This is a genomic window from Pseudodesulfovibrio sp. 5S69, from assembly GCF_037094465.1.
GTDB lineage: Bacteria > Desulfobacterota > Desulfovibrionia > Desulfovibrionales > Desulfovibrionaceae > Pseudodesulfovibrio > Pseudodesulfovibrio methanolicus.
This window is the reverse complement of the sequence record NZ_CP146609.1, coordinates 1,990,678-2,003,236: the sequence shown is the minus strand read 5'-3', so window position 1 is coordinate 2,003,236 and position 12,559 is coordinate 1,990,678. Positions and strand designations below refer to the sequence as shown.

Annotated in this window: 13 protein-coding genes; all 13 read left to right on the top strand. The window is 65.5% G+C overall.

The features are described from left to right. Positions 1-235 precede the first annotated feature (235 nt). The gene (locus tag V8V93_RS09475; protein WP_338670097.1) at positions 236-1,198 is read left to right on the top strand and encodes a hypothetical protein; all 963 of its coding nucleotides are present in this window, start codon (positions 236-238) and stop codon (positions 1,196-1,198) included. Next, positions 1,191-2,300, top strand: a complete 1,110-nt coding sequence (locus tag V8V93_RS09470; RefSeq protein ID WP_338670096.1) for an SPL family radical SAM protein — start codon at positions 1,191-1,193, stop codon at positions 2,298-2,300. Before V8V93_RS09475 ends, V8V93_RS09470 begins: the two co-directional genes overlap by 8 nt. A 182-nt stretch (positions 2,301-2,482) precedes the next feature. Continuing rightward, on the top strand, positions 2,483-3,310 hold the full coding sequence (rpsB, locus tag V8V93_RS09465; protein ID WP_338670095.1) for a 30S ribosomal protein S2: 828 nt from the start codon (positions 2,483-2,485) through the stop codon (positions 3,308-3,310). 5 nt (positions 3,311-3,315) lie between these two features. Continuing rightward, a complete protein-coding gene (tsf, locus tag V8V93_RS09460; RefSeq protein WP_338670094.1) occupies positions 3,316-4,125 on the top strand; it encodes a translation elongation factor Ts in 810 nt (269 codons plus the stop codon). Between the two features lie 115 nt (positions 4,126-4,240). Further along, entirely contained in the window at positions 4,241-4,960 is a 720-nt protein-coding gene (gene pyrH, locus V8V93_RS09455; RefSeq protein WP_338670093.1) for a UMP kinase, read from the top strand. Between the two features lies 1 nt (position 4,961). Continuing rightward, positions 4,962-5,516, top strand: a complete 555-nt coding sequence (gene frr, locus V8V93_RS09450; protein ID WP_338670092.1) for a ribosome recycling factor — start codon at positions 4,962-4,964, stop codon at positions 5,514-5,516. 18 nt (positions 5,517-5,534) lie between these two features. After that, positions 5,535-6,242 (top strand): polyprenyl diphosphate synthase, encoded by a 708-nt coding sequence (uppS, locus tag V8V93_RS09445; protein ID WP_338670177.1) that lies wholly within the window; start codon positions 5,535-5,537, stop codon positions 6,240-6,242. Between the two features lie 111 nt (positions 6,243-6,353). Further along, complete coding sequence (locus V8V93_RS09440) at positions 6,354-7,163, top strand: phosphatidate cytidylyltransferase (RefSeq protein ID WP_338670091.1); 810 nt, start codon at positions 6,354-6,356, stop codon at positions 7,161-7,163. Between the two features lie 16 nt (positions 7,164-7,179). Next, positions 7,180-8,382 (top strand): 1-deoxy-D-xylulose-5-phosphate reductoisomerase, encoded by a 1,203-nt coding sequence (dxr, locus tag V8V93_RS09435; protein WP_338670090.1) that lies wholly within the window; start codon positions 7,180-7,182, stop codon positions 8,380-8,382. Between the two features lie 73 nt (positions 8,383-8,455). Beyond that, positions 8,456-9,514, top strand: coding sequence for an RIP metalloprotease RseP (gene rseP / locus V8V93_RS09430; protein ID WP_338670089.1), 1,059 nt, complete (start codon positions 8,456-8,458; stop codon positions 9,512-9,514). Between the two features lie 8 nt (positions 9,515-9,522). Further along, on the top strand, positions 9,523-10,311 hold the full coding sequence (tsaB, locus tag V8V93_RS09425; RefSeq protein WP_338670088.1) for a tRNA (adenosine(37)-N6)-threonylcarbamoyltransferase complex dimerization subunit type 1 TsaB: 789 nt from the start codon (positions 9,523-9,525) through the stop codon (positions 10,309-10,311). 71 nt (positions 10,312-10,382) lie between these two features. Then, on the top strand, positions 10,383-11,963 hold the full coding sequence (locus V8V93_RS09420) for a hydantoinase B/oxoprolinase family protein (protein ID WP_338670087.1): 1,581 nt from the start codon (positions 10,383-10,385) through the stop codon (positions 11,961-11,963). A 99-nt stretch (positions 11,964-12,062) separates the two neighbouring features. Beyond that, positions 12,063-12,488, top strand: a complete 426-nt coding sequence (locus V8V93_RS09415) for an arsenate reductase ArsC (RefSeq protein ID WP_338670086.1) — start codon at positions 12,063-12,065, stop codon at positions 12,486-12,488. Positions 12,489-12,559 lie beyond the last annotated feature (71 nt).

Here is a 12,559-nt window from a genome sequence, read left to right as displayed (position 1 = left end):
TTATCGGTGTCGCGGAGCCGCTTTCGCCCCGCGAAAAGCACAGCACTTGGTTTTTTACGGGTTTAGTCCTATAGGAAGACCAACGCGAGAATGTCAAGTGTGGCCAGCTCTCCAACTTTATTCCAACCACTTGAAATAACGTTCTTTTTCTACGAGCTTCTTCATAAAATACCCTCTTTCGCAAACAATATCAATCCGTTGAAGCGACATTGAGAGAAACTTTCAGGAGTGCCCATTGCAACTCACAAACGAGATTTTCACCTCCCCCGCCCAGGCCATACGAGCCGGGGGCGCCCACCTTTTCTGGTCCGGCAATATTTCGGAATCGCTGAGAAATTCCATAGCTGAATTCGGCCAGTCCGCCCCGGTCCTGGTCTACAACGGGGAGCACGGTCCGACCCTGGCCGCGGGCAGCGCCCGGCTGGCCGTGCTCGACGGGCTGGGCAGGCCGGTCCTGGCGCGCATGGTCGAGGGCGAGGACGCCGTCTCGCTGGGCCTGCTCTATCTGGCGGACAACGCCCACCGCCAGCTCGACGACGCCATGCGCTTTAACGCCTTGCAATACTTCGCTCCGCTCATGGACGAGACGGCCCTGGAAAAGGACGTCCTGCCCCGGCTCGGGGTCCGGCCCAAATCCAAGGACGCCCGCCTGCTCCTGGACTGGCTCGGCCTGCCCGAGGCCTGGCAAGAACTGCTCGGGCGCGGCACTCTGCCCCTGGCCGCAGGCATGGTCCTGGCCCGCATGGACGGGGCCGACCGCGACGCGGTCATGCCGCTGTTCGCGGGCATGTCCTGGTCCCGCTCCAACGCGGTCAACGTCCTGACCTGGCTGTACGAGGCGGCGCGCATGGCCGGGTGTCCCGTGGCCGAGGTCATGGACAGGGCCGGAATGCCCGGACTGCTCGACCAGGGGCTGTCGCCCAAGGACGCCATCGCCCGGCTGTGCGCCGCGGCCCGGCAGGTCCGCCATCCCGAACTGACGAGGTTGCGGGAGCGGTTCGACGCGGCGGCCCGGACCGTGACCGGGGGCACGACCTGGAAGCTGGTCCAGCCCGACAATTTCGAGACCGACGGGGCCGAGCTGTCCGTGCGCGTCAAGGACCCGGCCCAACTCGCCAAGGCCGTGGAGGAGTTGCGCGCCGTGGCCGGCAACCCGGCCTGGCAGACCGTGTTCCGTCCGGGCGGTGACAATGACTAAGCTGCCCAGCCATCTGCGCAAGATCGGCCAGGTGTTCGTGGACGAGTCCATGACCGATACGCCCATCGCCCGCCGGGTTCGCGAACGGTTGGCCGAGGGCGGTCTCGAGGATATCCCATGGACCGTTGTTCCGCCCGACCAGGACCGCGTAGTCTTCGACCGGGGCGAGACCCAGGCCGTGTACCTCAAGGAATACAAGGGGCGGTTCCTGCGCTTCTGTCCCGGTACCCGCGCCTACCACTGCTGCGGCTACCGGATCATCCACATCGGCGAGAACTGCCCCATGGCCTGCTCCTACTGCATCCTCCAGGCCTATTTCCAGGACCGGGTGCTCAAGGTCTGGGCCAACCAGGACGCCCTGTTCCGCGAGTTGGCCGACGGCTTCGGCGCGGACCGGAACACCCGCTACCGGGTGGGCACCGGCGAGTTCACCGATTCCCTGGCCCTGGAGCACCTGACCGGCTACAGCCACGACCTGGTCCATTTCCTCGAGGATTACGACAACGTGGTCCTGGAGCTGAAGTCCAAGGTGGTGGACCTGACCTGGATGGACGGGACCACGCGCACGGACCGCGTCCTGCCCGCCTGGTCCCTGAACGCCCCGTTCATCAACGAGCACGAGGAGTTCGGCGTATCCACCCTGACCGAACGCTTGGAGGCGGCCCGGACCTGCGCCGAGGCGGGCTTCAAGGTCTGCCTGCACTTCGACCCGATCATCCGCTTCGACGGCTGGCGCGAGGGATACGCCGAAATCATCGACCGCATCTTCGACTACGTGCAACCCGAGCAGATCGCCTACATGTCGCTCGGCTCCTTCCGCTGCATGCCCCAGCTCAACCCGATCATCGAGGACAAGTTCCCGGAGACCACGTACATATATAATGAATTCGTCCCCGGCCTGGACGGCAAGGCCCGCCTGCTCCGCCCCCTGCGTGTGGAACAGTTCAAGTTCATGGTCGACCGGCTGCGCGCCCACGGCATGGAGGAGCAGCTCTACTTCTGCATGGAGTCCACCGAGGTCTGGAACGAGGTCTTCGGCTACGCGCCGCAGGACTTCGGCGGGCTGGGCAAGCGGCTGATGAAGCGGGCGTTCGGCGAGTGACGGCGGCCCGGCGCTGGTTGCAAACCGGGGAAAACCGCATCTTGCCCCTTGCCAAGCCGCCGATCATGCGTTAAGTACCCCCGACTTTAAATTCACACATCCCGCCCATAACTCCGGGTGGCCCGTGATGGCACGGGCTCCTTATTGGACCGCGGGATGGACGAAAAACCCAGGAGATTATCATGGCTTACGTTACTATGAAGCAGATGCTGGAGACCGGCGTCCACTTCGGCCACCAGACCCGCCGTTGGAACCCCAAAATGCGCCCCTACATCTTCGGCGCCCGCAACGGCATCCACATCATGGACCTGCAGCAGACGGTCAAGATGTTTGCCACCGCCCATGACTTCATCGTCGACACCGTGGCCAAGGGCGGCAAGGTGCTGTTCATCGGCACCAAGCGCCAGGCCCAGGAATCCGTCAAGGCCGAGGCCGAGCGCGCCGGCATGTTCTTCGTCACCCACCGCTGGATGGGCGGCACCCTGACCAACTTCCAGACCATCAAGAAGTCCATCGACCGCCTCAAGACCCTTGAGCAGATGTTCGAGGACGGTTCCATCTCCCGCTACACCAAGAAGGAAGCCGTGGGCATGAACCGCGAGGTCAAGAAGCTGAACCTGGCGCTCGGCGGCATCAAGGACATGACCGACGCCCCCAAGGCCGCCTTCGTCATCGATCCCAAGCGCGAGCAGATCGCCATTCAGGAATGCCGCAAGCTCGGCATCCCGGTCGTGGCCGTGGTCGACTCCAACTGCGACCCGGACATGGTCGACTACATCATCCCCGGCAATGATGACGCCATCCGCGCCATCAAGCTGTTCGCCACCCACATGGCCGACGCCTGCCTCGAAGGCGCCGCCATGCAGAAGGATTATGAGGCCAACGCCAGGGCCGAAGCCAAGGCCGCTGCCGAAGCCGCCAAGGAAGAGGTCGTCGCCGAAAAGGCCGCCACCGAAACCGAAACCGAAGAGAAGGCCGAGGCTCCCGCCGAAGCCGCTTCCGAGGAGTAGAAATAATGTCGATCACTGCCGCACAAGTTAAGGCCCTGCGCGAGAAAACCGGCGCGGGCATGATGGATTGCAAGAAGGCCCTGGCCGAGTCCGGAGGGGACGAGGAAAAGGCCGTCATGTACCTTCGCGAGAAGGGGCTGTCCAAGGCCGCCAAGAAGGCCGGACGCGCCACCTCCGAAGGGTTGGTCACTCCCTACGTCTCCGAGGACGGCAAGACCGCCGTCATCGCCGAGCTGCTCTGCGAGACCGACTTCGTGGCCAAGGGCGACGACTTCGTCGCCTTCGCCGAAGCCCTGTCCAAGAAGATCGCCGACCTGGACGTGACCTCCGGCGACGCCGCCGATCTGCCCGCAGAGGTGGCCGACGTCACCGACCTGATCGCCAAGCTGGGCGAGAACATGGGCGTGGGCCGCTTCGCCAAGGTCTCCACCGACGGCGTGCTGGGCGTGTACATCCACTCCAACAACAAGCTGGGCGTCATCGTCGAACTGACCGGCACCGACGACGCCGAGGTCGCCAAGGACGTGGCCATGCACGTGGCCGCCATGAACCCGGCGTGCATCTCCCCCGAGGAGCTCCCGGCCGAGACCCTGGAAAAGGAAAAGGCCCTGTACCTCAAGCAGGCCATGGACGAGGGCAAGCCCGAGGCCATCGCCGAAAAGATCGTTACCGGCCGCCTGAACAAGTTCTACAAGGACGTCTGCCTGATCGAACAGGCCTTCATCAAGGACGACAAGCAGACCATCAAGCAGATCCTGAAAGGCGGCACCGTGGCCAGCTTCCACCGCTTGGCGCTCGGTGAAAAGGCCGAGTAACCGAACAGCCGAAAAAATGAAAACGGGCCTTACGGCCCGTTTTTTTTGTCCGAAAAACATGCTATCGCCTTTGGGCGAGATCGTTTCGCAACCTTTCATACACGCAGGGGTACCAATGACCAAGACGCGTTATTCGCGGATTCTACTGAAACTGAGCGGCGAGGCCCTGGCCGGGGACCAGCAGTTCGGCATCGAGCCCGAGGCCATCGGGCAGTTCGCCAAGGAGATCGCCGAAGTGGCCGCCACCGGCCTGCAGATCGCCCTCGTCATCGGCGGCGGCAACATCTTTCGCGGCATGGCCGCCTCGGCCAAGGGCATGGACCGCGCCCAGGGCGACTACATGGGCATGCTGGCCACGGTCATGAACGCCCTGGCCGTCCAGGACGCGCTCGAAAAGAACGGCTGCGACACCCGGGTCATGACCGCCCTGTCCATGGCCGACGTGGCCGAGCCCTACATCCGCCGCCGGGCGCTCCGGCACATGGACAAAGGCCGCGTGGTCATCTGTGCCGCCGGTACCGGCAACCCCTACTTCACCACCGACTCGGCCGCGGCCCTGCGCGCGCTCGAGCTCAAGTGCGACGCCATCTTCAAGGCCACCAAGGTGGACGGCGTGTACGACAAGGACCCGGTCAAATACGACGACGCGGTCAAATTCGAAACGGTCTCGTATATGGAAACCCTGGAAAAGCGGCTCGGCGTCATGGACTCCACGGCCATTTCCATGGCCAGGGACAACAACCTGCCGATCATCGTCTTCAACCTGTACAAGGAAGGCAACATCCGCAGGGCCGCCAACGGCGAAACCATCGGAACGATTGTTCAAGGAGAATAATATGCAAACCGTACTCGACGACGGCAAGAAGAGAATGGCCGGCGCCATCGGCGCCCTGGACAAGGAATTCGGCAAGCTGCGCACGGGCCGCGCCACCACCGCCCTGGTGGACTCCATCCAGGTGGACTACTACGGCACGCCCACGCCCATCAGCCAGCTCTCCTCCGTGTCCGTGCCCGACTCCAAGACCATCACCATCCAGCCCTGGGACAAGGGCGCCTTCGGGGCGGTGGAAAAGGCCATCCAGACGTCCGACCTGGGCCTGAACCCCGTCAACGACGGCAAGATCATCCGCATCTCCATCCCGCCCCTGACCGAGGAACGCCGCAAGGAGCTGGTCCGGGTGGCCAAAAAATACACCGAGGACGCCAAGATCGCCATCCGCAACGTGCGCCGCGACATGAACGATGCGCTCAAAAAGATGGAAAAGGACAAGGACATCTCCGAGGACGACCTGCGCCGCGGCGAGGGCGACGTCCAGAAGATGACCGACGACTACGTCAAAAAGGCCGACGAAGTCATGACCGCCAAGGAAAAAGAGATTCTGGAAATCTAGGACCACTCTTTGAGCACCATGCATATTCCCACCCATATAGCCATCATCATGGATGGCAACGGCCGGTGGGCGAAACAGCGCGGGCTGCAGCGTTCCGACGGCCATCGGGCCGGGACCGAGGCGGCCCGCGCCGTCGTCACCCGCTGCCGTGAGCTCGGCGTGCGCCACCTGACCCTGTACACCTTCTCCAAGGAGAACTGGTCGCGCCCCAAGGACGAGGTCCGGACCCTGTTCGACCTGCTGACCACCTTCCTCAAGCGGGAGGAAAAGAGTCTCAAGGAACAGGGCATCCGCCTCAAGGTCCTGGGCGAGATCGGCGACATGCCCCTGGCCGTCCGCCAGGTGCTCAAGCACGTCATGCGCCAGACCGCCGACTGCTCGGACATGACCCTGAACCTGGCCCTGAACTACTCGGGACGGGAGGATATCCTCCGCGCGGCCCGGGCGCTCGCGGCCAAGGGCGCGGCACCCGAGGCGATCACCGAGGAGGCCTTCGCGAACGAGCTGTGGACCGCAGGCCAGCCCGACCCGGACCTGGTTATCCGCACCAGCGGGGAGCTGCGGCTGTCCAACTACCTGCTCTTCCAGTCCGCCTACGCCGAGTTCTATTTCACGGACATCTACTGGCCGGATTTCACCCCGGCCGAACTGGAAATGGCCATCCGGGACCTGAACGGCCGCCAGCGCCGCTTCGGCAGGACCGGCGACCAGTTGGACGGGGAGTAGGCAGTCCCGCATCCATTTCCCGGCCCGGCGAGTTGCCCCCTGCCGTCAAATAGCGTAGAGAAAACGGATTCGCATAACGTCCGAAATCACCATTAACCGCTGAAATCATCCATGGATATCTCCCCGCACAAGCAACGAATCGCCACCAGCGCCGTCCTGGCCATACTCCCCGCCCTGGCCCTGATCTTCCAGGGGTGGGTCCTGTTCGCGGTTCTCGCCCTGTTCAGCGTCCTGACCCTGTGGGAGTTCTACTCCATGTTCCGGCCCGTGCAGTCCATGACCGCCTTCAAGTCACTGGGCGCGGCCTGCACCTTCCTGCTCATGGGGGCCTACACCACCGGGGACGTACGCTATCCCGGCGTCATCCTGGCCCTGGCCTTCTGGGCCTCGTCCATGGTTTTTCTGCTGCGCTACAACAAGGATGTCACCGCCTCCTACCGCCACGCGGCCATCTTCCTGGCCGGACTGTTCTACATCCCGCTGAATTTCCATTTCTTTCTGTATTTCGACCGGCTGGAAATCCTGCTTGTCCTGGGCGCGGCCGTGCTCTCGGATACCGCCGCCTTCTACGCCGGGACCCTGTTCGGCAAGAAGAAGATCTGGCCGCGCATCAGCCCCAAGAAATCCTGGGCCGGGTCGCTGGGCGGCATGACCGTCTGCACCGTCGGCACCATGGCCTGGGGGCTTACCCTCGGCCTGCCCGAGGTGGCCTGGTGGAAGTGGCTGCTCCTCGGCATGGCCCTGAACGTGGCCGCCCAGATGGGCGACTTCTTCGAGTCCGCGCTCAAGCGCTCCCTGGACATCAAGGACTCCGGAACCATCCTTCCCGGCCACGGCGGCCTGCTCGACCGGGTAGACAGCCTGCTCCTGGTCATTCCCTGCTACGGGCTGATCTCCATGTTCCAGCCCTTCTTCTCCTAGGCAGGCCGGACCGTACATGAAGACCTACATTTCCCCCTGGCCCGCATCGGTCGCCTGCCCGCCCTTCCCGCGCAGGCTCTCCATTCTCGGGGCCACCGGCTCCATCGGCGATTCGGCCCTGAAGGTAGTGGCCAAGCACCCCGAACGGTTCACGGTCACCGCCCTGGCGGGCGGCCGCAACGGCCAGAAACTGGCCCGGCTGTGCAACCTCTACAAGCCCAGGTACGCCGCCGTGCTCGACGACGCAGCGCGCCGCGAATATTTCGCCTACGTGGAGGACGCCTGCCCCACGGAGCTGTTTGTCGGGCCCGACGCCTACGTGCGCCTGGCCGCCCTGGACGACGTGGACCTGGTCCTCTCGTCCATTGTCGGGGCCGCCGGGTTCGAGCCGACCCTGGCCGCGGCCGAGGCGGGCAAGATGATCGGCCTGGCCAACAAGGAGTCGCTGGTCCTGGGCGGGCATCTCATCCGCGCTGCCTGCAAGGCCTCCGGGGCCGTGGTCCTGCCCGTGGATTCCGAGCACAACGCCCTGTTCCAGGGCTTGGCCGGACACGGTTCGGACGACGAACTCAAACGCCTGATCCTGACCGCCTCGGGCGGCCCGTTCCGTGGCCGCGACCGGGCGTTCCTCAAGACCGTCACCCGCGACCAGGCCCTGGCCCACCCCAATTGGAGCATGGGCGCGAAAATTTCCATCGACTCGGCCACGCTGATGAACAAGGGGCTCGAACTGATCGAGGCCTGCCATCTGTACGGCCTGCCGCCGGACATGGTCGACGTGGTCGTCCACCCCCAGTCCATTGTCCACTCCCTGGTGGAGTACGTGGACGGCTCCCAACTGGCCCACCTGGGCACCCCGGACATGCAGGTGCCCATCGCCCACTGCCTGTGCTACCCGGAGCGGGTCACCGTGGACGTACCCCGGCTCCAACTGGCCGCAGTGGGCACCCTGACCTTCGAGGAGCCGGACCTGGACGCCTTCCCCTGCCTGCGTCTGGCCCGCGAGGCCTTCGACGCCGGGCCAAGCCACCCCATCGTGCTCAACGCGGTCAACGAAATCGCCGTGGACGCCTTCCTGAAAGAGCGCATCGGCTTCACCGACATCCCGGCCATGATCGAGGCCGGGCTTGACCGCCATGTCCCTGTGGACGTATCCACGCCCGAGGCGGTTCTGGCCCTGGACGAAGAGGTCCGGCGGGAAACAAGAGCCCGCCTCTAGCCATCCACCCGAAAATGGTTATAGTTATCCGAGCCGCACGCTCTTTTTACCAACGCGGCGACATGAGGAACGCATGATCACGAGCACCATCGCCATTGTCCTGGTCCTGGGCGGACTTATCTTCTTCCATGAACTGGGGCACTTTGTCGTGGCCCGTATCTTCGGCATGGGGGTCAAGGCCTTCTCGCTGGGCTTCGGGCCGAAGATGATCGGCTTCACCTCGGGCAAGACCGACTACAAGATCTCCTGGATCCCGCTGGGCGGCTACGTAGCGCTGGCGGGCGAACAGGGCGAGGAGGAGACGGACTTTCCGGACGACAAGCTCTTCTCCCACCGTCCGGCCTGGCAGCGCCTCTGCGTGGTGGCCGCCGGTCCGTTCTTCAATTTCCTGCTGGCCTTCCTGATCTACTGGTTCCTTGCGCTGGCCCAAGGCCAGGCCGTGATCCTGCCCCTGGTGGGCGGGGTCCTGCCCGATTCCCCGGCCGCCGCGGCCGGATTCGTCAAGGGCGACATGGTCACGGCCATCGACGGCGCGCCCGTGGACTCCTGGACCCAGATGGTCGATACCATCCGCGCCGCCGAGGGCAAGCCTCTCCAGGTGGTCGTGGACCGGTCGGGCAACAAACTGACCCTGACCGTCACCCCCCAGGTCAACACCTTCAAAAACCTGTTCGGCGAGGACGTCACCGTGCCCATGGTCGGCATCAACCAGTCCGGGCAGGTGCGCTACGAACCCATTGAGGGCATCGGCATCCTGCCCGCCCTGTCGCACACCTGGGGCATGTCCGAGGTGGTGGTCAAGGGATTCCTCTCCATCATCGAACGGCTCATCCCGGTGGAGTCCGTGGGCGGCCCGATCATGCTCGCGCAGATGGTCCACGAATCCGCCCAGAACGGCCTCTACGCCCTGCTCGGCATGATGGCGCTGATCTCCATCAACCTGGCGATCATCAACCTCCTGCCCATCCCGGTGCTGGACGGCGGACACATTCTCTTCTTCGCCCTGGAGATGGTCTTCCGCAGGCCGCTCAACGACCGCTGGAAGGCCATGTCCATGCGCGTGGGCCTGCTCATCCTGCTCCTGCTCATGAGCCTGGCCATCTTCAACGACGTGCGCAGACTGCTGGGCTAGGCTATCCCATGGCCATGCCCAAGACCACGCGCCCGCACGACCTGACCCTGGTCATGGCCGGGGCCGAGGAACGGCTCCAGCTCGTCCTGGGCCAGCCCGGCCTGGGCGGCCTGACCCTGCTCGCCTCCCGCCAGTGGACCGTGCCAGGCCAGTCCGTGCGCTTCCTGATGCCGGGGCTGAAGTCCGTGCTCGACGAGTTCGGCCTGGACACCTCGGTGCTGAAGCGCATCGCCTGTGTGCGCGGCCCCGGCAGCTTCACCGGGCTGCGCCTGGTCCTTGCCGCGGCCGAAGGCGTGGCCGCGGGCCTGCACCTGCCTCTGGCCGGGCTGGACTACCTGCCCCTGCTGGCCGCCGGGCCCGGACCGCTCCTGACCGGCCCGCTCCATGTCCTGACCTACGCCCGGCGCGGCCTGGTCTACATGCAGTCCTTCCGCTGCCCCGACCTCGACGTGATCGCTCCCCTGGACGCCCTGACCCTGGAACAGGCCGGGCAGCGCATGGCCGACATCGGCCCCGAGGCACACCTCATGGGCACGGGCCTGCGCAAGAACCCCGCCTTTTTCGAGGACTTCTTCGAGGCCGAGCCCGGCTATGCCCCGCTTGACGCCGCCTTCGACAACCCCGCACCAGAACGGCTCCTGGCCGCCGCCGACCAGGCCGCGTTCAGCGGAGAGTCCATCGAGCCCATCTACGTGCGCCCGTCCGACGCCGAGGCCAACCTGGACCAGATCGCGGCCAAGCGCGGCCTGGACCCGGACGAGGCCCGCAGGAAACTCGAAGCCCTGAGCAGGGCCTAGCCCCGCCCGAACGTCCAGGCCCCGAACGCCCCGAGGTTGCCAGACGGCCCCGCTTGCGGATAGATTCGGGCATGCAGACCAATCCCGTTCTCCTCGAAGTCTTCAAGAACCGCTTCGCCTCCATCGCCGAAGAGATGGGCGTGACCCTGACGCACACCGCGTTCTCGCCCAACATCAAGGAACGCCGCGACCTGTCCTGCGCGGTCTTCGACGCCGAGGGCGACATGATAGCCCAGGCCGCGCACATCCCGGTGCACCTCGGGTCCATGCCCCTGTCCGTCAAGTCGGCCATGGCCGCCATGGCGGAGCGCGGCGGCTTCGGACCGGGCGACATGGCCATGCTCAACGACCCGTTCAAGGGCGGCACCCACCTGCCGGACATCACCATCGTGGCCCCGGTCTTCGCCGAGAGTGCGGACAGCTCCGCCTTCTTCGTGGCCAACCGCGCCCACCACGCGGACGTGGGCGGCATGGCCTCGGGGTCCATGCCCCTGTCCACCTCCCTGTTCCAGGAGGGACTGATCATCCCGCCGGTGCGCATCGTCCGGGGCGGCGAAGTGGACCGCGAACTCCTACGCTTGATCCTGAACAACGTGCGCACCCCGGTGGAGCGCGAGGGCGACTTCTCGGCCCAGTTCATGGCCAACGTCACCGGGGTACGGCGCATGACCGAATGCATCGGGAAATACGGGCTCGCGACCTGCGCTCACTACGCCCGCGCGCTCATGGACTACTCCGAACGCATCACCCGGCAAGCCGTGGCCGCCATCCCGGACGGGACCTACGAATTCGAGGACTTCCTGGAGGACGACGGCCAGGGGGCCAGCGACATTGCCATCCGCCTGGTCATGACCGTTACCGGCGACCGCGCCCATCTGGACTTTTCACGGAGCGACGACCAGGTGCGCGGCAGCGTCAACGCGGTCCGGGCCATTACCCTGTCCGCCGTGCTCTATGCCTTCCGCGCCCTGGCCGCTCGGGATATCCCGGCCAACGCGGGCTGCCTGCGGCCCCTGGTCGTGACCACCCGGCCCGGTTCGGTGGTGGACGCCGAGTTCCCGGCCGCCGTGGCCGGGGGCAACGTGGAGACTTCCCAGCGGCTGGTGGACGTGCTCCTCGGCGCTCTGGCCAAGGCCCTGCCCGAGGCCATGCCCGCGGCCTCCCAGGGGACCATGAACAACCTGACCATCGGCGGGAGGACGCCGAAAGGCCCCTTCGCCTACTACGAGACCCTGGCGGGCGGCATGGGCGCCGGCCCGGCCCATGACGGCGAGTCCGCCGTGCACTCGCACATGACCAACACCCTGAATACCCCGGTGGAGGCCCTGGAATACGCCTACCCCTTCCGCGTGCGCGAATACGCCATCCTGCGCGGCACGGGCGGCGACGGCAGCCGCACGGGCGGCGACGGGCTGGTCCGCGAGATCGAGTTGCTGGCCGACGCCGAGGTCACGGTCCTGTCCGAGCGGCGCACCCGCGCGCCGTTCGGCGTGAACGGCGGCCTGCCCGGCTCGCCCGGCCGCAACGTGGTCATTGAAAACAACGTCCCCCATCCCGAGCCCGGCAAGTTCCACCGCGCCCTGCGAACCGGCGACCGCGTACGCATCGAGACGCCCGGCGGCGGCGGATTCGGCAAGCCCCGGAACTCCTGACGCCCGGCGTTACCGGAAAGTTGATACACTTCGGCCATGTGGCCGCCCTACGGCTGTAACCTGTCGGAGATAGAGCAGTTCCCACAAGGAGTTGCTCCCATGGACCGCATACGCGTACTTTTCGTCTGCCGGCACAACAGCGGCCGAAGCCAGATTGCCGAGGCCTTCCTGCAACGCTTCGGCCAGAATCGATTCGAGGCCCGCAGCGCCGGAACCGAACCCACCGCCGTGGATCCCCTGGTCACGGAAGTCATGCGCGAGGAGAACTTCGACCTCCGCAACAACGTGGCCACCGACGTCCGCGACCTGCTCGTCGAGAACGCCCCCTACCACTATGTCATCACCACCTCAGGCCCGGACGTGCTCCATGACCTGCCGCCCCTGCCCGCCCAAACCGCCCGCCTCAACTGGGCCTTCCCAGACCCCGAAAACGTGACCGGCTCGCGGGAGGAACAACTCGCCGCCGCCCGCGCCATCCGCGACGACATCCGCACCCAGGTCATCCGCTTTCTGCACGATTTTTAGGGAGGGGGATGCCTCCGGCGGCCAGGGAAGGGAGAGGGAACCCTCTGGAAGGGTTTCCCTCTCCTCTCCCG